This window comes from Affinibrenneria salicis (assembly GCF_008710095.1).
The window spans coordinates 71928-97856 of sequence record NZ_VYKJ01000014.1; the positions used below are offsets into that span (position 1 = coordinate 71928).

The window sequence follows — 25929 nt, forward strand, 5'->3', positions numbered from 1 at the left end:
GCGTTATGCAAATAGCGCCCGATACCATGATGAGGCTATCGCTGATACTGCCGCTGCTGTTCTTCCTGTTCGGCGGCGGCATTTTCCTCTATTCCCATATCGCGCTGGGCGATGTCGGCGACTTTGGCGCCGGTTTTATGCCGGCCATCGTCGGCGCGCTGATCGCCGTGCTGTCCGCGCTGGATTTCCTTTCCGCCTGGCGCGCCACCGCCGGGGCGACGTCGGGCGCCGGCGGCTGGCATGAGATCGCCAGCGTGGCGCTGATGATCGCCGTGGTGATGTTTTATATTTACGGCGTCGACCTGCTGGGTTTTATCCTGACCACCAGCATTATCATGGTCGGCCTGCTGTTGTTATTCATGGAAAAAAACAAACTTATCGCTTCCCTTGCGGCTATCGGACTCTCCGCAGGTATTTATTATCTTTTTTCAAACGTCCTGTTAGTGCCTCTGCCGGCCGGCACGCTTTTTTAATGGAGTCAGATAATGGATATCCTGATTAACGCCAGTGAATACATCACCCTGAACGCCATTTTCGCGATTCTGGCCGCCGGGTTGTTCGGCCTGTTCGTCGGCGCGATCCCCGGCCTCACCGCCACCATGGCCGTGGCGCTGCTGGTTCCCTTCACCTTCTTTATGGATCCGATCCCGGCGCTGGCGATGATGATCTCGGTCGGCGCGTCCACCATCTACGCCGGCGATATTCCCGGCGTGCTGCTGCGCATTCCCGGTACGCCCGCCTCCGCCGCCTATGTGGACGACAGCTATGCGCTCAGCCAGCAGGGCAAGACCAACTACGTTCTCGGCCTTGGTTTAAGCACCTCGGTCATCGGCGGCATTATCGGCGCCATCGTATTAACCTTCGCCTCACCGCTGCTGGCGTCGTTCGCGTTAAAATTCAGCTCGTTCGAATACGCCTGGCTGGCCCTGCTGGGGCTGAGCTGCTCAACGCTGATCGCCGGACAATATATAGTGAAAAGCCTGCTGGCCCTGCTGCTCGGACTGGCGCTGGCCACCATCGGCTACGACGAGTTTACCGGTCAGCCGCGCTTTACCTTCGGCCAGGTCGCGTTGCTGGAAGGCGTTAGCTTTATTCCCGCCATGATCGGGATGTTCGCCATCGCCAACGCAATCGAATATTACGCCACCCGCCGGCACGCGCAGCCAATCGCTCGCCCCGTCGGCACGCCGGAAAAGGCGACGTTCAACATTCTGGCCGGCATTCGCCCGGCGCTGAAGAAAAACCGCGTCGGCATTGCGCGCAGCAGCGCCATCGGTACGCTGATTGGCGTGCTGCCCGGCGCCGGCGCCGATATCGCCGCCTGGATCTCCTACGCGGTGGCGAAGAAATTTTCGCGCGAGCCGGAAAAATACGGCAAAGGGTCGGAAGAAGCGGTGATCAATGCCTCGTCAAGCAACAACGCCAGCCTCGCCGGCAGCTACATCCCCACGCTGGTCTTCGGCATTCCCGGCGATTCGGTGGCGGCGATCGTAATCGGCGTGCTGTATATGAAGGATATGCAGCCGGGTCCGTCCCTGTTCATCTTTCACCCGGAAAAACTGTACGCCATCTTTATGCTGTTTTTTATCGCCAACCTGGCGCTGCTGCCGCTGGCGCTGATCGTGGTGAACTTTCTGAAGAGGCTGATATCGGTAAATAAAGATATTATTTATCCGGTGGTGATTGTGTTCAGTATCGTCGGCGCTTTCGCCATGAACAATTCGATGGCGTCGGTCGTCGTCATGCTGGTCATGGGGATTATTGGCTATTATCTGCAGAAATATCAGTACCCTATCGCGCCGGTTATTCTCGGTATGGTGCTGGGGCCGATGTTTGAGAAAAGCCTGCTGTCGTCGTTGATTAAATCAGACGGCAACTGGCTCGCCTTTGTCGAACGCCCGATTTCCGCCTTCCTGGCGCTGCTGTTTCTGGTGGTGGTGGTCATGCAGGCGAAAAGCATTATTCAGACTTTCCGTCAGCGCGCCTGACGCGCGCCGACGGCCTGCCATGCCGCGCCGGCATTACCTGCCGGCGTTCACGCCCCCTGCCCCACATCCTGTGGGAAACTGCGCTGCCATGCCTCAAAACCGCCGTCCACGCTGTACACCTCGGCAAAGCCAATATTGATCAGATACTGCGCTACCCCTCTGCTGCTATTGCCGTGGTAGCACACCACCATCACCGGGCGATCCAACGCGGTCTGCTGCACGAACGCCGGCAGAGTTTCATTGGTCAGGTGCCAGCAGCCCGGGGCGTGCCCCGCGGCAAAACTTTGGGGATCGCGAATGTCCACCATCACCGCCTCATCCTGCTGCCAGTGACGGTGCGCCTGCTCTACGCTGATCGCTGCGAATTGTTCCATCGGGAAACGGCCTTATTTATGACATAAAGCTTAATTGTAACCCGCTCCGCGCAAACGGAAACCCGGCAAACGCCAGGGATATCGCCGCCGGCCGGTCAAAAGGTCCACTGCGCCCCGATACTGTAATGGGTTTGCGCCCCGTCTTTATTGCCGAATCGGCTGCCCATTTCCGTGTAGATATTCAGCCGCTCAGCCGCGGCCCACTGCACGCCCAGCGTGGCGCGGCCGAAACTTTTATCCTGCTCGCCGGTGTCAATCCGGCGCGCCGTTCCTTGCTCATGATCGCGCAGGACAAAGTGGGTATTGATGCCGTCCGCCATTTCCCTGACCCAGGACACCGTGGCGTAAGGGCGCAGAATGGCGCTCCGGCCGGGGGAAAACTCTCCCCGCACGCGCCAGCCGACGCTGCCTTCCAGCGAATCGACGTTCTGTTTCCCATAGCTGACGGCGGTGCGCAGCGACTCTCGGTCGTCAAACTTGTTAATGCGATAGCGCGAGTAGTCAAGGCCGGCAACCGGCCCGCTGCGCAGCGCGCCGAAGGCAAAATCATAGCCGCCGGTCACTCTGGCGCCGATAAACTGCGCTTCCGTCGCGCCGTTCAGCGTATTGTCCAGCAGCACCGGACCGCCGGCGGCCTGCAGATACACGGAACGCCGCGTATCGATCGACGCCCGACCGGCGGACAGATCGCCAGCCAGCCAGCCGGAACCGCCGTCATTGACTAACGAATAAATTCCCGCCTGCCAGGTATCGCTTTCCAGATAGCCTTTGCGCTCAAGCTCATCTTTATTGCGCATCAGGCTCAGACTGGCGCCGACCGCGACGCCTTCATTTAACTGATAATCGACCAGAGCATAGGCCATAGCCGAACGGGAACGCCGCTGAGGCGCGCGATCAAAACCGTCCGACGGGCGGGTTTCGCCCTCGATGCCCACCACGCCATCCAGCGTTCCCGTCTGGCGCCCGGCGCTTTGCAGCTGAAGCCAGCGTTGATTATGTAAATCGTTCAGAGATTGGTGCTGACGTTTTAGCCCGTCTTCCATCGCCCGCTGCATGCTGGCGGCGGAGATGGCCGAATGCAGCCGGTCGGTATTGGAGAGCTCCAGCAGCAGGCGGGTCATCAGCAAAGACATGTCCCTCAACCGCTGCTCGACCCGCTGCTGGCCGAAAACGCCGGTCAGAAACTCCTCGTTATCCACATCGGGCTTGTGCCAGCTCGCTCCGCCGGGCACCGCAGGGTTGGTGGTCTGCTCATAACCATCCAGATCGCCGATATCCCAGTTGGTGGCTTCCATATACAGCACCGGGATATCCAGCACGTTAAAACTGTCGCCGTCGCTGCAGCAGCCTGTCCCCGCCGGGTAATCCGCGTTCAGCCCCGGATTAGTATATAAATCAATCCCCAGCTCGCGCGCGATACGCATGGTATGCTCTCGCAGGCTCACCAGTTCGGGGTTCGCCACGCTATTGCTGCCCGCATGGGCGTATAGCTTGTCGCCGGTGATCATGCTGTCCATATTGATCATGGCGCTCAGATCGCCGGTATAGCCCTGCGCCGCCAGTTCATCAACCAATGCGCGCGATCCGCGCAGCCCCTCTTCTTCCGCGCCAAACGCGGCGAATACCAGCGTTTTCTCCGTCTGAATACCGCTGAGATTACGCGCCACTTCCGTCAGGATGGCCGCGCCGGAGGCATTGTCATCCAGCCCCTGCAGCGTCGGTCGGCCAAAGTAAGTATCAAAGTGCGCGCCGGTCAGGATGTACTCGCTGCTGAGTCCCCGGTTGTATGCCAGCACATTTTGCGATGAACGGGTGCTCCCGCCGGCGGTCCAGGAAAAATCCTGCCTGACGGTGGTGTAGCCGGACATCATACGCAGCGCCATCCAGTCCGCCGCGCCGGTAAAATTATCGGTCCCCCGGTAACGTCCCGGATAGTCATGAATCAGACGATCCAGCGTCTCCTGCGCATATTGACCATAGTCATAGGCTAATACCGACGGAGAAACGCAAGCTAACCCGATCGCGGCAATCAATGGCTTTATCATTAACGTCACCCTAATACATTGTTATTTATATTATTTTTGTTCGAACGGGGCCTGTTTCCATCGCGAGCAAAAATGTGTGTATATATTTCAAGTGTATGTAAATGGGAAAGATTTAGTTAATAACTTTAAATTATGGCTATCGATAGCGGCGGCCCTCGCGAACGCGGGCAGGACGGTGCGGCTCATTTACCCTCGACAACGTGCAACACGGCGCGCGCCTGGCCCGATGGGTCAGCGCCCAGGGCAAAACGGTTAGTCCGCTCACGCCTGCGTTTTTTTGCGCTGAATTCGATAGCGGTAATGTTTGTTTACGATTACAATCATGAGCGAAAAAGAACATTATCGCGTTCGTTACAGGCAGCGGAGGCAGCACGATGGAAAGTAAAGACCTGATTGTGATCGGTGGCGGCATCAACGGCGCAGGAATAGCCGCGGATGCCGCCGGGCGCGGGTTATCCGTCCTGCTGCTCGAGGCGGATGACCTGGCGTGCGCCACGTCGTCCGCCAGCTCCAAACTGATTCATGGCGGGCTGCGTTACCTTGAGCACTACGAATTCCGCCTGGTTAGCGAAGCGCTGGCCGAGCGCGAGGTGTTGCTGAAAATGGCGCCGCATATTGCCTCTCCTTTGCGTTTTCGTCTGCCCCATCAACCCCATCTGCGGCCGGCATGGATGATTCGCACCGGTCTGTTTTTGTACGATCATTTGGGTAAACGCGTCAGCCTTCCGGCCAGCCACGGATTGCGTTTTGGATCAAACTCGGTGCTAAAGCCCGAGATCGTGCGCGGTTTCGAATATTCAGACTGCTGGGTGGATGATGCGCGGCTGGTGGTGCTAAACGCGCAGGAAGTGGTCAGGCGCGGCGGCCAGGTGCGTACCCGTACCGAAGTTACCCGCGCGCAACGCGAGAATGGCCTCTGGCTGGTGGAGGCGCGCGATAACCTGAGCGGCGAAACGCTGAGCTGGCGCGCCAAAGGCCTGGTCAACGCCACCGGTCCGTGGGTTAAACAGTTCATCAATACCGGTCTGGAGCAAAAATCACCCTATGGCATTCGCCTGATTAAGGGCAGCCATATCGTCGTGCCGAAGGTCCACGACCAGCCGCAGGCCTATATCCTGCAAAACGAAGACCATCGCATCGTTTTCGTGATCCCATGGCTGGACGAGTTTTCGATTATCGGCACCACCGACCTCGAGTTCCATGGCGATTTGCGCCATGTGCGAATCGATGATGAGGAAATCGCCTACCTGCTGAAGGTGTATAACCAACATTTCAGGAAACAGATCGGCCGCGACGATATTGTCTGGACGTACTCCGGCGTGCGGCCGCTGTGTGACGATGAGTCCAATTCACCGCAGGCCATTACCCGAGATTACACGCTGTCAATCGACGATCGACAGGGGCAGGCGCCGCTGCTGTCGGTTTTCGGCGGTAAGCTGACCACCTACCGTAAGCTGGCGGAACACGCGCTGGACAAGCTGTCCGGCTACTATCCGCAGTGCGGCAAGGCGTGGACCAAAACCTGCGTGCTGCCCGGCGGCGAGCTGACCGGCAGCCGGGATGATTACGCCGCCGCGCTGCGCCGTCGCTTTAGCTTCCTGCCGGAGCCGCTGGCCCGCCGTTACAGCCACACCTACGGCCGACGCAGCGAAGAGATACTGGCGAACGCCAGCCGCCTGAGCGAACTGGGCGAGCACTTCGGTCATCAACTGTACGAAGCCGAGTTGCGCTATCTGGTGGATCAAGAGTGGGTGGTGACGCAGGAAGACGCCCTGTGGCGACGCACCAAACTCGGCCTGTGGCTGGATGAAGCGCAGCGCCGGCGCGTCGGCGACTGGCTGACGCAGGCGTCGCAGGCCGGCCGCCCCGCCGTCAGGGCTGAAGGGCCGCAGGTCGACGCGCACGAGGCCGCGCGGCGCGCGCCTCATAAGGATGAAAACGGCGCAGATGAGGCGCATTCAGCCAGCTGACGCGCAAGCATAAACACGACCGCGCGCAGGCAATCAATGAGGAACGCCAGCGCCAGGCTTACAGGCGAATCGGTTTAATATTCCAGATATCGTCCGCGTATTCCTGGATCGTCCGGTCGGAGGAAAAATAGCCCATGCTGGCGATATTTTTCAGCGTCGTCTGCGTCCACTGGTCGCGGTTGCGATAGAGCGCATCCACCTTATCGTGGGTATCGACATAGCTGCGGTAGTCGGCCAGCAGCTGATAATGGTCGCCGAAATTGACCAGCGAGTCGAACAGATCGCCGTAACGTTTGGGCTCTTCCGGGCTGAACAAACCGGTGGCGATCTGCGTCAGCGCCTGATGCAGCTCTTCATCCTGTTCATAAAACTGGCGCGGGTTATAGCCCTGGCGCCGTATCGCTTCAACCTGCTCGGCGGTGTTGCCGAAAATAAACATATTCTCTTCGCCGATGTATTCGAGCATCTCAATATTGGCCCCGTCGAGCGTGCCTATGGTCAGCGCGCCATTAATGGCGAATTTCATATTGCTGGTCCCCGACGCCTCCGTGCCGGCCAGCGAAATCTGCTCCGACAGATCGGCGGCCGGAATAATGATCTGCGCCAGACTCACGCTGTAGTTGGGGATAAACACCACCTTCAGCTTATCGTGCATCGCCGGATCGTTGTTGATCACCTTCGCGACGTCATTGATCAGATGAATAATGTGCTTCGCCATGTAGTAAGCCGAAGCCGCTTTGCCGGCGAAGATAGCCACGCGCGGCACCCGCTCGGCCTCCGGCTCGCTTTTCAGCCGGTTATACAGCGTGATGATGTGCAACACGTTCAGCAACTGGCGTTTATATTCATGGATGCGCTTAATCTGCACGTCAAACAGCGCTTCCGGGTTGACCACAATATTCAGGTTCTGCGCGATATAAATCGCCAGCCGCTTTTTATTTTCCAGCTTGGCCTGCTGGACCTGCTGAATAAACGACGGGAAATCGCCGTGCGGTTTCAGTTCGGACAGCAGGCTGAAATCCGTGCGCCAGCGTTTGCCGATCGTCTCGTCCAGCACGCTGGCGAGCGGCTTATTGGCCAGCGCCAGCCAGCGGCGCGGCGTCACGCCGTTGGTCTTATTGCAGAATCGCCCGGGAAACAGGCGGGCGAAATCGGCGAACAGCGACTGCACCATCAGTTCGGAATGCAGCGCCGATACGCCGTTGACCTTATGGCTGCTGACCACCGCCAGCCACGCCATGCGCACCCGACGCCCGTTGAGTTCATCAATGATCGAGACGCGGGCCGCCAGATCGTTGTCGTCAGGGAACTGTTTTTGCACCTGCTGCAAAAAGTGATCGTTGATCTCGAAGATCAACTGCAGATGACGCGGCAGGATTTTGCCGATCATATCCACCGGCCAGGTTTCCAGCGCTTCGCTCATCAGAGTGTGGTTGGTATAGGAGAACACCTGGCCGACCACCTCCCACGCCTGCGCCCAGTTGAACTTATGCTCATCGATCAACAGCCGCATCAGCTCCGGAATCGCCAGCACCGGATGGGTGTCATTCAGGTGAATAGCGATCTTTTCCGCCAGATTGTCGAAGGTCTGGTGCATCATCCAGTGACGGCTAAGAATATCCTGCACCGTGGCCGAAACCAGAAAATACTCCTGGCGCAGCCGCAACTCGCGGCCGGAATAGGTGGAATCATCCGGATAGAGCACCCGGGATACGTTTTCGGAATGATTTTTATCTTCGACGGCGGCGAAATAGTCGCCCTGATTGAATTTGCCCAGATTGATCTCGTTACTGGCCTGCGCGCTCCACAGCCGCAGGGTGTTGGTGGCGTCGGTATCGAAGCCGGGGATGATCTGGTCGTAGGCGCAGGCCAGCACTTCTTCCGTCTCCAGCCAGCGGGTTTTCGCGCCTTCCTGCTGCAAACGGCCGCCGAAGCGGACCTTATAGCGCGTGTTGTGACGCGGAAACTCCCACGCATTGCCGTATTCCAGCCAGTAATCCGGCGACTCCGCCTGCTGACCGTTAATGATGTTCTGTTTGAACATGCCGTATTCGTAGCGAATACCGTAACCGCGACCCGGCAGCGCCATGGTGGCCAGCGAGTCGAGAAAACAAGCCGCCAGCCGACCCAGACCGCCGTTGCCCAGCCCGGGGTCGTTTTCCTCATCCAGCAGTTCGTCCAGATCCAGTCCCATCTGATCCAGCGCTTCCCGGATCTCGTCATACATTCCCACCGACAACAGCGCGTTGGACAGCGCGCGTCCCAGCAAAAACTCCATCGACAGGTAGTAGACCTGACGCACATCCTGCGACAGCTGCGCGCGGTTAAAGCGCAGCCAGCGCTCCACAATACGGTCGCGCACGGCAAACAGCGTGGCGTTCAGCCAGTCATGCTTGCTGGCGATGGAGGGGTCTTTACCGACAGTGAACATCAGCTTATAGGCGATGGAGTGTTTCAGCGCTTCCACACTGAGCGTTGGTGCATTATAGGTAAACGGTGTGTTCATGACGTTTGTTCCCGATGACGAGTGATTACCACAAGCGTTGATACAGCGCACGATAAGCCTGCGCAGCAACCTGCCAGCTAAAATCTTTGCCCATCGCCTGGCGCTGTACGTAGCGCCAGAGAGAGGGACGTCCCCATAACACAAATACCCGTCGGATAGCGCGCGCCAACTCCTGCACGCTGCTGTCGCTAAAAACAAAACCGCTGGCCAGCCCGTCGGCCAGATTTTCCAGAGAACAGTCGGCCACCGTATCGGCCAGCCCGCCGGTGCGCCGCACCAGCGGCAGCGTGCCATACTTCAAACCATACAGCTGCGTTAAGCCGCAGGGCTCGAAGCGGCTCGGCACCATAATCACGTCCGCTCCGCCGATGATGCGGTGCGAAAAGGCCTCGTGATAACCAATCTGTACGCCGACCTGGCCGTGATACTCCGCCGCCGCCGCTAAAAAACCTTCCTGCAGCGTGGCGTCGCCGGCTCCCAATACCACCATCTGCCCGCCCTGCTCCAGCAAATCGGGCAGCGCCTCCAGCACCAGATCCAGCCCCTTCTGGTAGGTCAGCCGACTGACAATGGCGAACACCGGCGCCTTGTCATCCACCCTTAGCCCCATGGCCGTCTGCAGATGGCGCTTATTCTCTGCTTTATTTGTGAGCACATCTCGAGTATAGCCGCGGGTGAGCAATCGATCATGGGCCGGGTTCCAGATAGCGTCGTCCACCCCATTGAGAATCCCGGACAGCTGCCCCTGCTCCGCGCGCGTCTTCAGCAGCCCTTCCATACCGTACCCGAACTCAGGCAGCGTAATTTCATGGGCATAGGTCGGACTCACGGTGGTGACATGGTCGGCATAGTACAGACCGGCCTTCAGATAAGAGAGCTGCCCGTAGAATTCCAGACCGTAAAGGTTAAAAAAATCGGCCGGTAACTGAATCTCCGCCAGATGGCGGGCATGAAACAGCCCTTGATAGGCGAGGTTATGTACGGTGAATACCGATTTCGCCGGGCGTTGACGCGCAGCGAGATAAGCGCAGGTTAAGCCGGCGTGCCAGTCGTGCGCGTGCACCACATCCGGCCGCCAGTAATGATCGAGCCCGCAGGCCAGTTCGCAGGCCATCCAGCCCAGCAGGGCGAAACGCAGGTAGTTATCGGCGTAGGCATACTGCGCAGGATCGTGATACGGGCTGCCGGCGCGCTGGTACAGGCCGGGCGCATCGATCAAATAAATGCCGACGCCGTTGAAATGACCGTAGCGCAGCGTCGCCGGGCCGGCGAAGGTGTCCATCTCTCGCACAACCTGAGTATCCGCGATGCCTTTTTTCAGATCCGGAAACGCGGGCAGGATCACCCTGACATCCATGCCGTCGGCGATCTGCGCCATCGGCAACGCCCCGGCCACGTCGGCCAGCCCGCCGGTTTTCAGCAGCGGAAACAGTTCTGAACACACATGTAATACCCGCATCATGACTCCCGTTATATACCCGACTGCCAGAGGCGCGCCCCGGGTGCGCGCCGCCGCCGAATGGTCACAGCTTCGCCAGCATGGCCCGCGTCACCAGCACAATACCCTCTTCCGAACGGTAAAAACGCCGGCTGTCCTCTTCCGCATTTTCACCGATAACCAGCCCTTCCGGCAGAATACAGGCCCGGTCGATCACACAACGCCGCAGACGACAGGAACGGCCGACTTTGACGTCCGGCAGCAAAATGGTGGAATCAATGCTGCAAAATGAATTTACCCGCACCCGCGGAAACAGAACGGAATGCGTCACCACCGAGCCGGAGACAATACAGCCGCCGGACACCAGAGAATTCATGGTCAACCCATGGCTGCCGGAACGATCCTGGACGAATTTGGCCGGCGGCAACGACTCCATCGAAGTGCGAATCGGCCAGTCGCGATCGTACACATCCAGTTCCGGCGTAACCGACGCCAGATCGAGATTGGCGCGCCAGTATGCGTCCAGCGTCCCCACGTCGCGCCAATAGGGCGGGCTATCGTCATTGGTGGTCACGCACGACAGCGTGAACGGATGCGCCCAGGCCTCCTGTCGCGCGGTGATCTGCGGGATCAAATCCTGGCCGAAATCGTGGCTCGACGCCGTGAGGCACACATCCTCTTCCAGCAGGCGATACAAATAGTCCGCATTAAAAACATAGATACCCATACTCGCCAGCGCCATATCGGGCTGACCGGGCATCGCGGGCGGGTCGGCCGGTTTCTCTGCAAACCTCACAATGCGATACTGTTGGTCCACCTCCATCACGCCGAAGGCGCTGGCTTCCGCCCGCGGCACCGGCAGACAGGCCACCGTGCACTGCGCGTTCTTCTCCACGTGGTCGATTAACATGCGCGAATAGTCCATCTTGTAGATGTGGTCGCCGGCCAGAATGACCACGTATTCGGCGTTATAGCGGCGGATGATATCCAGGTTCTGGCATACCGCATCCGCCGTGCCGCGATACCATTGCTCGGTGGTGGAACGCTGCTGGGCGGGCAGCAAATCGATAAACTCGTTCATCTCTTCATTGAGGAACGACCAGCCGCGTTGGATATGCTGCACCAGGGTATGCGACTGATATTGCGTGATAACGCCGATGCGGCGAATGCCCGAATTGAGGCAGTTTGACAGGGCAAAGTCGATGATGCGGAATTTTCCGCCGAAATGAACCGCCGGCTTCGCCCGATTGGCCGTTAAATCTTTCAGCCGGGAACCTTTGCCGCCAGCAAGAATGAGCGCAACCGATTTCAGAGGTAATTGCCTGGCCAGCATCAATGGATCGTACTTATCGCTATTTACAACCATGGCTAACTCCTTATTATTTTTTCATCAGGGCACATACGGCTGGCGCATCCCCGCGCCATACTGCGTCATTGATTTGATTAGCCTCCCGCTCAAACGGCGGCACGGGCTGCCACTCGCCGGCCGGCAACGTCATTTCGCAATGGCCCGGACCGGCATTAATCAGCAGCAGCCAGCGCCCGGACAGTAAAATCTGTAGTTGACGCTCACCCTGTTCCCATTGCCGGGGCGTCATCGGTTCGCCCTGCGGAGTCAACCACTGCACCGAGCCGTCGCCCTCCGGCCACCAGGCGTTTTGCTGCAGGGCCGGAATGGCGCGGCGCAGCCGAATCAACGCGGCGGTGAAACGCGCCAGTTCATCGTTCGCCTCTTCCCAATGCAGCCAGGTCAGTTCGTTATTCTGGCAATAGGCGTTGTTGTTGCCCTGCTGACTATGGCCGTGTTCGTCTCCCGCCAGCAGCATCGGCGTTCCCTGCGACAGCAGCAGCGAACTCAACAGCGCCCGAACGCTGGCCAGCCGTCGGCGCTGCGTTTCATCATCGGCCGCCAGCCCTTCAGTGCCATGGTTATGACTGAAATTGCTGTCTGCGCCATCGCGATTTTCCTCGCCGTTGGCCTGGTTATGCTTGTGGTTAAAGCTGACCAGATCCCACAGCGTGAAACCGTCGTGCGCAGTCAGTTGGTTGATCGAGGCGGAAGGCAGGCGGCGATGGTGCTGGAAAATATCGTTAGACGCGGCGAAACGGCGGGCAAATGCGCCGCTGGAAAGATCGCCGTGCAGCCAAAAACGGCGCATATCGTCGCGATAGCGATCGTTCCATTCGGCGAAGGGCGGCGGAAACTGGCCGGACTGGTAGCCGCCGGGCCCGATATCCCAGGGTTCGGCGATCAATTTGCAGTGGCGCAGTTGCTCATCGGCCTGAATGGCGTCGAACAGCGGCGCCTGGGCGGAAAAATCGGGCGTACGCCCCAGCACGGTCGCCAGATCGAAGCGAAAACCGTCCACGTGACACGACTCGCGCCAAAAGCGCAGACAGGAGACGACCCACGCCACGACCGGCGGGTTATCCAAACGCAGCGCGTTGCCGCAGCCGGTCCAGTTAAGATACTCCCCCCGCTCATTAAGCCAGTAATAGCTGCGGTTATCGATGCCGCGCAGCGCCAGAGTAGGTCCGTCGACGTCCAGCTCCGCGCTGTGATTGAACACCACATCCAGAATAACCTCGATGCCCGCCTGATGCAGCGCGCGGACCGCCGCGCGGAATTCGTTCAGCGCATTAGCGCCGCTGGCCATGCTGTTGTCCACCGCGAACGGCAACAGCACATTGTAGCCCCAGTAATTTTGCAGCCCCATTTGCTGCAAACGCGGCTCATCGGCATGCAGCTGCACCGGCAACAGCTCCAGCGCGGTGACGCCCAGCCGGGTCAGATAGTCGATGATGACCGGGTGGGCCAGCGCCGCGTAGCTGCCGCGCACCTCGGCGGGGATCGCCGGATGAAGCTGAGTCAGGCCGCGCACGTGCGCTTCGTAGATCACCGTCTGGCCCCATGGCGTCTGCGGATACTGATCGCCCCGCCAGTTCCAGGACTCGTCCACCACCACGCATTTGGGCATCACCGGCGCGCTATCGCGCGGATCGGGCCGATCATGGCCGCCGTGCAGGCAGGGATCGTCCGCCAGCCAGCCGTCCAGCGCACGGGCGCAGGGGTCGAGCAATAGTTTAGCCGGGTTAAAGCGCTGGCCGTCGGCAGGGGCGAAAGGGCCATGCAGCCGAAAGCCGTAGCGCAGACCGGGCCGGGCATCGGGTAAATAGCCGTGCCAGATATCGCCGCTGCGCGCCGGCAGCGCCAGGCGACGCTCGCGCTGGCGCTCATCGAACAGACACAGTTCCACCCGCTCCGCATGGGCGGAAAACAGCGCGAAATTCACCCCGTGACCGTCGTAACTGGCGCCCAACGGCGCGGACCGTCCTTCCGTCAATGTCGGCATTACGCCTCCTTAACCAGATACAGCGTAGCCAGCGGCGGCAGGGTCAGGACCAGAGAGTGCGCGCGCTGATGGCTGCCCTGCGCCTCGCTTTCCACTGCCCCCTGGTTGCCCAGATTGCCGCCGTGATAATGACAAGAGTCGGTATTGATGATTTCGCGCCAGCGACCGGGCTGATTGATGCCGATACGGTAACCGTAGCGCGGCACCGGGGTAAAATTGCTTACCACCAGCAGCTCATTGCCCTGCTGATCGCGGCGCACAAAAGCGAAGACGGAGTTCTCCCGATCGTCCACCACCAGCCACTCAAACCCCTGCGGCTGAAAATCCAGCTGATACAGCGGCGGCTGCCGGCGATAACAGTGGTTCAGGTCGCGCACCAATTGCTGTACGCCGCGGTGCCAGCCTTCAGGCTCATCGAGCAGATGCCAGTCCAGGCTGCTTTCGTGATTCCATTCGCGCCCCTGGGCGAATTCGTTGCCCATAAACAGCAGCTTTTTGCCGGGATGCGCCCACATAAAGCCGTAATAGGCGCGCAGACCGGCGAACTTCTGCCAGGCGTCGCCGGGCATGCGGTCGAGCAACGAGCGCTTGCCGTGCACCACTTCATCATGCGAGAGCGGCAGCACAAAGTTTTCGCTGTAGGCGTACAGTATGCCGAAAGTCAGACGGTCGTGGTGATATTTGCGATGCACCGGATCGAGCTGCATATAAGCGAGGGTGTCGTGCATCCACCCCATATTCCATTTGTAGTGAAAACCCAGTCCGTTCAATTCGGGCGGCAGGGTCACGCCAGGGTAGTCGGTAGACTCCTCCGCCATGGTCACCGCGCCGGGACGGTTTTGCCCCAGCGTCTGGTTGGTGTAGCGCAGGAAGGCGATCGCCTCCAGATTCTCCTTTCCGCCATAGTGATTAGGCACCCACTGCCCCTCCGCCCGGCTGTAGTCGCGATAGATCATCGAGGCCACCGCATCGACGCGCAGACCGTCAATGCCGTAGCGTTCCAGCCAGAACAGCGCGTTGCCGGCCAGATAGTTGCGAACCTCATGCCGGCCATAGTTATAAATCAGCGTATTCCAGTCCTGATGAAACCCTTCGCGCGGATCGGCATATTCATACAGCGCCGTGCCGTCGAATTTCGCCAGCCCGAATTCATCCTCCGGGAAATGGCCCGGCACCCAGTCCAGCAGTACGTTGAGACCGGCCTGATGCGCCGCATCAATAAACGCTTTAAATGCCTGCGGCGTGCCGAAGCGGCGCGTCGGCGCGTACAGCCCCAGCGGCTGATAGCCCCAGCTGCCGTCAAACGGATGCTCATTTACCGGCAACAGTTCAATATGGGTAAAACCCATTTCTTTCACGTAAGGGATAAGCTGTTCCGCTAATTCCTGATAACTAAGCCAATAATTATTCTCGCTATGCCGCCGCCAGGATCCCAGGTGAACTTCATAAATGGAAATAGGCGCATCGAAATTGTTGGCCAGCTGGCGTTGTTCATCCGGCGCCACGCGTTCCGGCAACAGATTGATTAATGACGCCGTCTCGGGGCGCATTTGCGCCTCGAAGGCATAGGGATCGGCTTTTAAATGGATATCGCCGCGGCAATCGATAATTTCATATTTATATAACTGGCCGGCATGCACGGCGGGCAGAAATAATTCCCAGATGCCGTTTTCTTTTCTTAAACGCATCGGATGGCGGCGCCCATCCCAGAAATTAAACTCTCCCACCACCGACACCCGCCGGGCATTCGGCGCCCATACCGCAAAGCGCGTGCCGTCCACGCCGTCCAGCGTCTGCGGGTGCGACCCCAGATGCTCATACGGCCGTAAATGCGTGCCCTCCGCCAGCAGCCAGCTATCCAGCTCCTGCAGCAGCGGCCCGAAACGGTAAGGGTCTTCAATCAACAGCGAGGCGTCAGGCCAGCTTATCGCCAGTTGATAATGAAACGGCTTTTTCCGGCGCGGCACCGTGGCGCAAAAGAAGCCGCGTTCATCGGCGCGTTCCAGCTGTACCAGCCGCCGCCCGTGCGCCGCCTCCACCAGCCAGACCTCTTGCGCATCCGGCACCAGCGCCCGCACCTGTAGGCCCTCCGCGCACTGGTGCATGCCCAACAGCGCAAAAGGATCGGCATAATGACCGGAAATCAGTAAATTAATTGTCTGACGGTCGGAAAGTTCTGGCATGGCGGTCATCCCTCTGATTAACCTTCTTTATACTCGTCATACTGCAGACTGCAGGGACGCTGGCGTTATTCGTTGCCTGTCCCCGCCTGTTTGCGGCCTCCGCAGGCAACGCGCGCATCGGCTCCCGGCAGATTCTGTAACTTAACCATCATCGAAAAAACGCCTGGGAATGGGTGCGCCGGCCTCCTGAGATCGATTGGGTATAATTTAAAGAAAACCTTAATGGAATATCCCCGTCATACTTCAAGCCGCCGGTGCGTTGGCCGGGATCAATTATTCGTCCCGCTGCCAGCGGCGTTCAAATCCGCTCCCGGCGGATTCGCCACCCGAATCACTCACCTGAGTACGCTCATCGGGATTAATCAACTTCGCCCGTAAAGGGCCAACGCGTTGCGTTATCCAAAACGATAACGTTTTGCCCCGCGACTAAATTTATTTAAGGCATAAGTAAATACGCCAGTTTTATATTTCTTATTAGAATTATGTTTATTAATGCCAGAAAATAACGTGAGTAATCCCACTTATTTAGCGGCTGTATCAGGGAATTAAGCTCTTTTTGATCATCTTCACACCGGGAAGCGCGACAATATCGACATGACCATTAATCAGCTTAGACAATGATTAAGTGAGTTTGCGTGAGAAAGCGTAATTTTTTTACGCCACTAAGATAAGAATATATTATGACGCTCCGATGACAGATTAAATTGCGCGTCAGTACGCCACGATGACGCAAAACGCGTTACAATCCTGGCGTTAATATTGCGAGGCGCCTGCCCATGGTTACTCAGGTCGATTTGATTCTTTCCCTGCTCCAGCAAATGTGCGTCTATCTGGTGATTGCTTATCTGCTGAGTAAAACGCCGCTGTTTATCCCGCTGATGCAGGTCACCATCCGGCTGCCGCATAAGCTGGTGTGTTATCTGACTTTTTCCATGTTCTGTATCATGGGCACCTACTTTGGGCTGCATATTGACGACTCCATCGCCAATACGCGCGCCATCGGCGCGGTGCTGGGCGGCATTCTGGGCGGCCCTTCGGTCGGTTTTTTAGTCGGCTTAACCGGCGGTCTGCACCGTTATTCGCTGGGCGGTATGACGGCGCTGGCCTGTATGATCTCCACCATTGTCGAAGGACTGGTCGGCGGCCTGTTGCACCGTTACCTGACCCGGCGCAACCGGCTCGATCTGCTGTTCCAGCCGCTGGCGGTGGCGCTGATTACTCTGGCGGCGGAGATCCTGCAGATGGCGATCATCCTGCTGCTGGCCCGTCCGTTCCACGAGGCGATCGAACTGGTGGAGGATATCGCGCTGCCGATGATGATCACCAACACCGTCGGCGCCGCCATGTTTATGCGCATCCTGCTGGACCGGCGGGCGATCTTCGAAAAATACACCTCGGCCTTCTCCGCTAAAGCGCTACAGATTGCGGCCCGCGCCGAAGGGGCGCTGCGCCAGGGATTCAACCAGCAGAACAGTATGCGCGTGGCGCGTATTCTGTACGAAGAGCTCGGCGTCGGCGCGGTGGCGATCACCGACAGGGAAAAACTGCTGGCCTTCATCGGCCTCGGCGACGACCACCATATCGTCGGCTCGCCCATCACCTCGTACCACACACATCGCGCCATCGAGCATAATCAGGTGGTATACGCCGACGGCAACGCCGTTTCCTACACCTGTTCGGTATCGCCGCAGTGCAAACTGGGCTCGACGCTGGTGATCCCGCTGCGCGGCGAAGAGCAGCGCGTGCTGGGCACCATTAAACTGTACGAACCGCGCAACCGGCTGTTTTCCAGCATTAACCGAACGCTGGGCGAAGGGATTGCCCATCTGCTGTCGGCGCAGATTCTGGCCGGCCGCTTCGAGCAGCAAAAACAGCTGCTGGCGCAGTCGGAAATCAAACTATTGCATGCCCAGGTCAATCCGCACTTTCTGTTCAACGCGTTGAACACCCTGTCGGCGGTGATCCGCCGCAACCCCGACCATGCGCGCCGTCTGGTGCTGTCGCTCTCCACATTCTTTCGCAAGAACCTCAAACGCAGCAATGACGAAGTCACGCTGGGCGACGAGCTGGAGCATGTAAACGCCTACCTGGAGATAGAGAAAGCGCGCTTTGTCGATCGGCTGACTGTGGATATCGCGCTGCCGCCGACGCTGCTGGAGGCGCGACTGCCCGCCTTTTCGCTGCAGCCGATTGTGGAAAACGCCATCAAGCACGGCATCTCGCAAATGCTGGAGAACGGCCATGTCCTGATCGCCGGACGGGCGCACGCCAACACGCTGGAGCTGACGGTGGAGGATAACGCCGGGATGTACCAGCCGAAAAGCGGCGGCGACGGGCTGGGCATGAACCTGGTCGACCGCCGCATCAAAGCGCGCTACGGCCAGCAATACGGCGTGGAGGTCGTCAGCGAAAAAGAACGCTTTACCCGCGTCGTGGTGCGCGTGCCGCTGCGACTGCCGCGTCAGCCGGCGCTTGATGCCGTGGAGCAGGCGTCCGCGCTCTGAACGGGCGCAACACGGGGAACGATAAAAACAGGATGAACCCGGCGCCACATCTGTCACGGCGCAAAATATAACGGCGCCGGGGACGCTTACAGCAGAATGCGCAACATGCGGCGCAGCGGTTCGGCCGCGCCCCACAGCAGCTGATCGCCAACGGCGAACGCGGACAGATATTCCGGCCCCATATTCAGCTTACGCAAACGCCCAACCGGCGTAGTCAGCGTGCCGGTGACGGCCGCCGGCGTCAGTTCACGCATGGTCAGCTCGCGATCGTTCGGCACCACTTTCACCCAGTCGTTATGCGTGGCCAGCATCTGTTCGATTTCCGGCAGCGCCACGTCTTTTTTCAGCTTAATGGTAAACGCCTGGCTATGGCAGCGCAGCGCGCCGACGCGAACGCACAGCCCGTCGACCGGAATAACGTCGCGGGTGTTGAGGATCTTGTTGGTTTCCGCCTGGCCTTTCCACTCTTCGCGGCTCTGGCCGTTTTCCAGCTGTTTGTCGATCCACGGGATCAGGCTGCCGGCCAGCGGCACGCCGAAGTTGTCCACCGGCAGCGCGCCGCTGCGGGCCTTCGCCGTGACTTTACGTTCAATATCGAGGATCGCCGAAGCCGGATTTTGCAGCTCCTGCGCCACTTCGCTATGCAACATCCCCATTTGCACCAGCAATTCGCGCATGTGGCGCGCGCCGCCGCCGGATGCGGCCTGGTAGGTCGCGACGGAGACCCAATCGACCAGATTCTGTTCGAACAGGCCGCCGAGCGACATCAGCATCAGGCTGACCGTACAGTTGCCGCCGACGAAAGTCTTGATGCCGGCATCCAGCCCCTGTTTGATCACCGCGTGGTTGACCGGGTCCAGAATAATGATGGCGTCATCTTTCATTCGCAGCGAGGACGCCGCGTCGATCCAGTACCCCTGCCAGCCACTTTCACGCAGCTTCGGGTACACTTCATTGGTATAATCGCCCCCCTGGCAGGTGATGACGATATCCAGCGCCCGCAGGGCGTCCAGATCGTAGGCATCCTGCAATACGCCGGACTGACCACCATACGTTGGCGCTGGCTGGCCGCTTTGCGAAGTAGAGAAGAATACCGGACGGATCGCGTCGAAATCACGTTCTTCCGTCATGCGCTGCATGAGCACTGAACCGACCATACCGCGCCAGCCAATAAAACCTACATTTTTCATGGTAACTGTCCTGCCTTGGAGGTGACTTAAATAATTCAGGCTGCCAACCCGGACGGCCGTACTGGCAGCATACTACCCTAAATAATTCGCGTTGCAGGACAAAACGTTATCGTTTTGAGCAGCGCCGGCACGCTGGGCGAGTCTCAGGGATGAGGCTCATGGACCCCGATGCGCCTGCTCAGGCAGGTGATTCGGGCGAACGCGCGCAGCCAACGCATCTGCAACCTGAAGTATGACGGGTATAAGATAAACATTGCAGGCTTTTAACCTTACAAGCTGCGGCAAAAGTCGCAAGTGAATTTATTCGATAGCGTCATCTTTTTCAGCAATGATGCTAATAACCGGCAGAAACGCGCGCCGATGCGCACAGACATGAGGTCGTCATGACAGAAATGATTTCGGCAACGGTGTTGTTGCTCCTGATAATGGATCCGCTCGGTAACCTGCCGATTTTTATGTCGGTACTGAAACATTTGGAACCCCGCCGGCGGCGGGTGGTGCTGATCCGCGAGATGCTGATCGCGCTGGGGCTGATGCTGCTCTTTCTGTTCGCCGGCGAGAAAATTCTCGCCTTTCTGAATCTGCGTACCGAAACGGTATCGATTTCCGGCGGCATCGTGCTGTTTCTGATCGCCATTCGGATGGTGTTCCCGCCCGCGCAGGGCGCCTACAGCAGCGGACTGCCGGCCGGCGAAGAGCCGTTCCTGGTGCCGCTGGCCATTCCGCTGGTGGCCGGCCCCTCTATCCTGGCCACCCTGATGCTGCTGTCCCACCAGTATCCCAGCCACCTGCCCTGGCTGACCCTGGCGTTATTTACCGCCTGGGGGATCACATTCATCGTCCTGCTGATGTCGAATCTGTTCCTGCGCCTGCTGGGCGAAAAAGGCGTGAACGCGCTGGAAAAGCTGATGGGGTTAATTCTGGTGATGCTTTCGACCCAGATGTTCCTGGACGGCGTGCGGATATATTTAAAACTGGCGGCATAAACGGCGCCGGCTGAGCGAAAACGCGCGGGCCGGAATAACCGGCACCGCGGCTTACCCGTCCCGGGCGGCGTCCATTACAGGAAGATGCTGCCCACCGCGGCCAGCAAAAAGGCGATGGAGCCCAGCAAGGTTTCCATCACCGTCCATGTCTTCAGCGTGGTTTTCTCATCCATCTCCAGAAAACGCCCCACCAACCAGAAGCCGGAATCATTGACGTGCGACAGCACCGTCGCGCCGCCGGCGATCGCGATCACGATAAAACACAGATCAAACTGGCTCAGACCGCTGGTCGCCGCCACGGCGGGCGCCATCAGCGCCGCCGTGGTGGTCAACGCCACCGTCGCCGAGCCCTGAGCGACGCGCAGCGCGGCGGAAACCACAAACGCGGCGACAATCACCGGCATACCGGTATCGGAGAGCATATCGGCCAGCGCGGCGCCGATGCCGCTGGAGCGCAAGACGCCGCCGAACATCCCGCCGGCGCCGGTAACCAGAATGATCGAACACACCGGACCTAACGCGCCTTCGCACACCTTATCCAGATGCCTGCGGCTGTGCCGCCCGCTGAACATGATTAAAGAGAACAGTACGGTGATCAACAGCGCTACCGGCGTTTTCCCCAGCATTCTCAGGAACTGCACCAGACCGCTATCGCCGTTGATCGCGCCCATTACCGTCAGCGTGTTTAGTCCGGTATCCAGAAAAATCAGCACCAGCGGCAACAGCAAGACGCTCAGCACTACGGAAAAGGCGGGCGGCGTATGCTGACTGTCGGCCTTTATCTCTTCAAGAAAGGTGGAAGGCAGCGGTAAATGAAACTTTTTGCCCGCCCACAAACCGAACAGATAGCCGCCCAGATACCAGGTCGGCAGCGCAACGATCAGACCGATAATCACCAGCAGACCGATATTGGCGCCGAGCAGTTCGCTGGCGGCCACCGGACCGGGATGCGGCGGCAATAGCGCGTGCATAACCGCGAAGGCGCCGGCGGCCGGCAGCGCATACTTCAGGGTCGAGCCGCCAAAACGCTTCGCCACGCTGAAAATGATCGGCAGCATGACGATCAGGCCGGCATCAAAGAAGATAGGGAAGCCAAACAGCAACGAGGCGATCCCTAAAGCGAACGGCGCATGACGCTCGCCAAATTTAATGATGAGCGTATCGGACAACACATTGGCGCCGCCGGTGATCTCCAGCAACCGTCCGATCATCGCGCCCAGCCCGACCAGCAGCGCCACCGAGGCCAGCGTGCCGCCAAAACCGCTCAACAGCGTGGGAACAATATTTTCATACGCGGTTTTGGTCACCAGCGCGGTAACCAGACTGACCAGGACCAGCGCAAGGAACGCATGGACTTTAAAACGCATAATCAACACGAGCAACAAGGCCACGGCGCCTGCGGCAATGAGCAGCAAAACGCTGGCACTATAAGCGGATGTTATTTCTGTCATAGTTATGATCCCTTCCGGTCACCCAGTCGACCGAATTGTTTGTGAGATATGTCACATCGGTGTTTGATAGCAGTAACATGATACGGGTAACATGTTAAAATATGAAACGAATACACATAATTCATTTACAATTTGGGACGGAGATCAAATTATGCCAGGCCAGAGTATTATTCTGATGGGTGTGTCCGGCAGCGGCAAATCTTCTGTCGGCGCCGCACTTGCCCGCGCGATTAAGGCTAAATTCATTGACGGAGATGATCTGCATCCTCGCGCCAATATACAAAAGATGGCCAGCGGTTTACCGCTCAACGATGAGGATCGGGCGCCGTGGCTGGAGCGGCTAAACGACGCGGCCTATAGCCTGCGCCATAAAAACGAAACCGGCATTATCGTTTGCTCGGCGCTCAGAAAACGCTACCGCGATCTGCTGCGCCACGGAAATGAAGGAATGATTTTTCTCCATTTGAAGGGAAGTTTCGACCTTATTTTGCAGCGTCATCAGGCCCGCGCCGGACATTTTATGCCGACCGGGCTGCTGAAAAGCCAGTTTGATACGCTGGAAGAACCGGGCGCGGACGAGCCGGACGTACTGGCGATAGACATTGACGGCAGCATGGATGAGGTAGTGAGCCGCTGCGTTGCGGCGCTGCGCGACAACCCTCAGGCGTAATGCTCAGTCGCAGACGGGAATAAGGACGGAAAAGACTGACGCGTGACGGACAGTCCCGATTGCGGCGGCGGCATGCGGGAGCGACGCACGGCCGCACGCCGCCGAACGGTTCACAGGCTTTCGCCATCCAGCAGAGTAAAGCCGATGTCGACCATGGCGGCATCCACCGGCTCGCCGCGCAAACGCGCGAACAGTCTTTCCGTGCCGATTCGCCCCATACGCTCACGCGGCGTCAACACGCTGGCCAGCCGGGGCCGCATCGCCTGGCCGATGTCGTGACCGTGAAAGCCCGCCAGCGCCATATCCTGCGGAATGCGCAGCCCCTGACGCTGGCACTCAAACGCCGCGCCGACGGCAAGGTCATCGTTGGTGCATAACAGGCTATCGACCTGCGGATAACCGGCCTGCGCCTGGCGCAACAGCTCGCCGCCGAGAGAATAAGAGGACTCCCGTTCGGTCATCACGCTCACCGGCGTCAGGCCGTGCTCTTTCATGGCCTGTTCGTATCCCCGACACTTAATGAGGGTGCGCTCATCCTGGCGCGCGCCCAGATAAACCACATGCCGGTGCCCGTGCGCGATAATATTGTGCGTCATCTGGCGCGCCGCCTCAAAGTTATCGAAGCCTACCGCCATATCGAGACAGGGCGAGACGGAATCCATCAGCTCTACCACCGGAATATCAGCAATTTCAATCATCTGCCGGGTACGCGGCGTATGCAGGCGATCGGACAGAATCAGCCCGTCGATGTTGTAAGCCAGCAACGACATCAGCCGCTGTTCTTCTTTTTCCGGACTATAGCCGTAGTGCGCCAGCATGGTCTGATAACCCTGCGGCTCAGTCACGCTTTCAATACCGCGCAGCACCTCCGCAAACACCTGGTTAGTCAATGAAGGCAACAGAACACCAATGGCCCGGCTGGTCGAATTGGAAAGGATATTGGGAGCCCGGTTGGGGATGTAGCCCAGTTCCTCGAGCGCCACGGCGATTTTTCCCTGCAGCGCGACGGAAACCTGTTCGGGATTACGCAGATAGCGGCTTACCGTCATTTTTGTGACGCCGACCCGGTCGGCAACATCCTGGAGTGCCGGTCTTCTCTTTTTCATTAATCCGCTGAAATCCGTCCATCGAGATTGAGCCGAAAGTCTAACAAAAAAAGCGCGACGGGAGTATGAAACAAGCCGCAGCGCCGGCAAAAACCGCCGCCCTCATCCGACGGGCGATTCCCGGCGCCGCGTGGCGCTATGCCGCGGCGCCGGCCCCGTTTTTACTGCAGCCCAAAACCCGAGAAATAGAGCGGCGCCGATGAATCGTGCGGCACGTCGCCCCGCTGGCTTTCCACCGCCGCCATGGAATACGGCAGTTCAAACGGCAGGCGGGCGCGATAACGCCGCTCGCTCATCAGGGAGCGCAGCAGCACGCTGTCGCTGACGCCAAAATTGCCCAGCAGTACGCTGACCTTATCTTCAATCGCCGTCAATACCGCCGGGCGATCGAGATACACCGTGACAATCGTCGGCACATGGCGCGACGCGGCGAGAATCGCCCGATATTGCGCATCGTCCGGCGGGAAGTCCAGCGCGCCTTCGTGGTAGAGCGCGCCGAAAAAGAAATTCTTATGCGGCTGTTGATAAGGCGCGGTCGCGCGGATCAGCGCCACCTGCGCCTGGGCGGGGTTTTCCACCACGTCCAGTCCGGCGCCGCGCGCCGCGGCCTGATTCAGGCCCCACACATATACCCGGGTTCCCGGCCTGAGCGGCAAAACGCCGTCCTGTTTTTTCAGCAGCACCAGCGCGTCGTACTGCGCCTGTTCGGCCTGCTGTCGAATGGCCTGACGCTGAAACAGCCGTTGCGCTTTATCGGGGTCAACGAATGGCGCTTCAAACTGCCCGAGCTGGAATTTTTGCGTCAGGATGCGTATTACCGATTGATCGATACGCTGCAGCGCGATCCGGCCCTGCTGCACGGCCTGCACAATAATCGAAGAGTCATCGACGCCGCCGAACTGATCGATGCCCGCCTCGATCGCTTTGATGAAGCGCTGCTCCTTCGATAGCGATTCAACGCCCCATGGCATACCGCCCACCACCGGCGTTTCGCCGGCCGGGTGGCCGGTCAGGCACGGACCGGCGCAGTCGGCGGTGATCAACCAGTCGCTGATGATCACTCCCTGAAAACCGTATTCGCCGCGCAGGACGTTTTGCAGCAGGAAGGCGTTAAATCCCGCGCCGACCTGCTCGACCGCCGCGTTTTTATAGACGGCGCCCTGCAGAATGGCGTAGGTCGGCATCACGCCCGCCACGCCGGCCTCAAATGCGCCGGTAAAGGGATAAATATGATCTTCCAGCGCCTGGCTGTCTTTAAAGGGCGCATATTTGCCGTAGTTGTGGTGGCCGTCAAAACCTTTATCCGAGGCGCCGTAACCTACCCAGTGTTTGACTACCGCGCTGACGCTCTGGCTATTCAGACCGCGATCGCCATTCTGCATACCGCCGACGTAGCCGCGCACCATAGCTTTTACCACCGCCTTATTATCGCCAAAGGTGCCGTCGATACGCGACCAGCGCGGCTCCGATGCCAAATCGGCCATGGGCGACAGCGCCTGGGTCACGCCGATGGCCCGATATTCCTGACGTATAATATCGGCATAATGACGGGTAAACGCCTCATCATTCAGCGCGGCGATGCCCGGCGGCGTGGGCCATTGAGAAAACCCGTCGGCAGAAGGCGTATCGTCAATGGAATAGCTGTAGGTGTTGCGCGGATCGATACTGATCGTCAGCGGAATACCAAGGCGCGACGATTCGGCGATTTCCTGCAGCAGGTTATTCTGTCGGGCGAACTCGGCGGGCGCGGCCTTATTCAGGCGGGTGATCAGGCTGTTGACCTGCCTATCGCGAATTAATCTACGGTTGGCCGTGAGATCGTAGGCCGAACCGCGGCCAATGGCATCGCCGATAGCCGGCGCGGAGCCGTGCATCATCATGCCGGCCTTCTCTTCCAGCGTCATTCGCGCCAGCAGATCGCCGGCCCTGACGTCGGCCGGCAAACGCCAGTCTTCATAAGGCGACAGCTTGCCATCGCGGTTTAGATCCCTGAACGTCAAACCATCCTGCTGAATCAGCTTGCCCCAGCGCAAGCTGATTTCCGGCTGCTGCAGCGCATCGGCCGTCAGCGGCAAAACACAGCCTAACGAACAGAATAACAGTAGCGATTTTTTCATATAACCGTCCGTGTTCGCGTGGTGATAACAATACGAAAAAAAACCTAA

General features: G+C 58.9%; 16 protein-coding genes and 1 pseudogene. 6 read left to right on the top strand and 11 right to left on the bottom strand.

Going from position 1 to position 25929, the window contains the following annotated elements; translation table 11 throughout:
- Positions 1-5 precede the first annotated feature (5 nt).
- Positions 6-473, top strand: a complete 468-nt coding sequence (locus FJU30_RS21680) for a tripartite tricarboxylate transporter TctB family protein (RefSeq protein WP_150437060.1) — start codon at positions 6-8, stop codon at positions 471-473.
- A gap of 12 nt (positions 474-485) precedes the next feature.
- Positions 486-1988, top strand: coding sequence for a tripartite tricarboxylate transporter permease (locus FJU30_RS21685; protein WP_150437061.1), 1503 nt, complete (start codon positions 486-488; stop codon positions 1986-1988).
- A 47-nt stretch (positions 1989-2035) separates the two neighbouring features.
- On the opposite strand, the gene glpE is transcribed toward FJU30_RS21685, so the two are convergent.
- Both glpE and FJU30_RS21695 read right to left on the bottom strand, forming a co-directional pair.
- Positions 2036-2362 (bottom strand): thiosulfate sulfurtransferase GlpE, encoded by a 327-nt coding sequence (gene glpE, locus FJU30_RS21690; protein ID WP_150437062.1) that lies wholly within the window; start codon positions 2360-2362, stop codon positions 2036-2038.
- A 95-nt stretch (positions 2363-2457) separates the two neighbouring features.
- A complete protein-coding gene (locus tag FJU30_RS21695; RefSeq protein WP_150437063.1) occupies positions 2458-4407 on the bottom strand; it encodes an autotransporter domain-containing protein in 1950 nt (649 codons plus the stop codon).
- A gap of 374 nt (positions 4408-4781) precedes the next feature.
- Here FJU30_RS21695 and glpD point away from each other — a divergent pair.
- Positions 4782-6269, top strand: a pseudogene (gene glpD / locus FJU30_RS21700) (glycerol-3-phosphate dehydrogenase); the annotation flags it as partial.
- 166 nt (positions 6270-6435) lie between these two features.
- On the opposite strand, the gene glgP reads toward glpD, so the two are convergent.
- The 5 genes from glgP to glgB form a co-directional block, all read right to left on the bottom strand.
- Positions 6436-8883: a glycogen phosphorylase gene (glgP, locus tag FJU30_RS21705; RefSeq protein WP_150437065.1), complete on the bottom strand. Its 2448-nt coding sequence runs from the start codon at positions 8881-8883 to the stop codon at positions 6436-6438.
- A 25-nt stretch (positions 8884-8908) separates the two neighbouring features.
- A complete protein-coding gene (gene glgA / locus FJU30_RS21710; protein ID WP_150437149.1) occupies positions 8909-10342 on the bottom strand; it encodes a glycogen synthase GlgA in 1434 nt (477 codons plus the stop codon).
- 64 nt (positions 10343-10406) lie between these two features.
- Positions 10407-11687 carry a glucose-1-phosphate adenylyltransferase gene (gene glgC, locus FJU30_RS21715; protein WP_150437066.1) on the bottom strand — a complete coding sequence of 427 codons (1281 nt, stop codon included), beginning with the start codon at positions 11685-11687 and terminating at the stop codon, positions 10407-10409.
- Positions 11688-11700: 13 nt separating this feature from the next.
- Positions 11701-13674 (bottom strand): glycogen debranching protein GlgX, encoded by a 1974-nt coding sequence (gene glgX, locus FJU30_RS21720; protein WP_150437067.1) that lies wholly within the window; start codon positions 13672-13674, stop codon positions 11701-11703.
- A complete protein-coding gene (gene glgB, locus FJU30_RS21725) occupies positions 13674-15857 on the bottom strand; it encodes a 1,4-alpha-glucan branching enzyme (protein WP_150437068.1) in 2184 nt (727 codons plus the stop codon). Before glgB ends, glgX begins: the two co-directional genes overlap by 1 nt.
- A 776-nt stretch (positions 15858-16633) precedes the next feature.
- Between glgB and FJU30_RS21730 the strand changes: the two genes are divergently transcribed.
- A complete protein-coding gene (locus FJU30_RS21730; RefSeq protein WP_150437069.1) occupies positions 16634-18361 on the top strand; it encodes a sensor histidine kinase in 1728 nt (575 codons plus the stop codon).
- A gap of 86 nt (positions 18362-18447) precedes the next feature.
- Here the strand turns inward: FJU30_RS21730 and asd are convergent, their stop codons facing one another.
- The gene (gene asd, locus FJU30_RS21735; protein ID WP_150437070.1) at positions 18448-19551 is read right to left on the bottom strand and encodes an aspartate-semialdehyde dehydrogenase; all 1104 of its coding nucleotides are present in this window, start codon (positions 19549-19551) and stop codon (positions 18448-18450) included.
- 383 nt (positions 19552-19934) lie between these two features.
- Between asd and FJU30_RS21740 the strand changes: the two genes are divergently transcribed.
- Entirely contained in the window at positions 19935-20537 is a 603-nt protein-coding gene (locus FJU30_RS21740; RefSeq protein WP_150437071.1) for a YhgN family NAAT transporter, read from the top strand.
- 74 nt (positions 20538-20611) lie between these two features.
- Here the strand turns inward: FJU30_RS21740 and FJU30_RS21745 are convergent, their stop codons facing one another.
- Positions 20612-21988 carry a GntP family permease gene (locus FJU30_RS21745; RefSeq protein WP_150437072.1) on the bottom strand — a complete coding sequence of 459 codons (1377 nt, stop codon included), beginning with the start codon at positions 21986-21988 and terminating at the stop codon, positions 20612-20614.
- Between the two features lie 151 nt (positions 21989-22139).
- Between FJU30_RS21745 and FJU30_RS21750 the strand changes: the two genes are divergently transcribed.
- Positions 22140-22658 (top strand): gluconokinase, encoded by a 519-nt coding sequence (locus FJU30_RS21750; protein WP_150437073.1) that lies wholly within the window; start codon positions 22140-22142, stop codon positions 22656-22658.
- 110 nt (positions 22659-22768) lie between these two features.
- Here the strand turns inward: FJU30_RS21750 and gntR are convergent, their stop codons facing one another.
- Entirely contained in the window at positions 22769-23764 is a 996-nt protein-coding gene (gene gntR, locus FJU30_RS21755; protein ID WP_150437074.1) for a gluconate operon transcriptional repressor GntR, read from the bottom strand.
- A 161-nt stretch (positions 23765-23925) separates the two neighbouring features.
- Positions 23926-25881 (bottom strand): glycoside hydrolase family 3 protein, encoded by a 1956-nt coding sequence (locus FJU30_RS21760; protein WP_150437075.1) that lies wholly within the window; start codon positions 25879-25881, stop codon positions 23926-23928.
- Between the last annotated feature and the right edge of the window lie 48 nt (positions 25882-25929).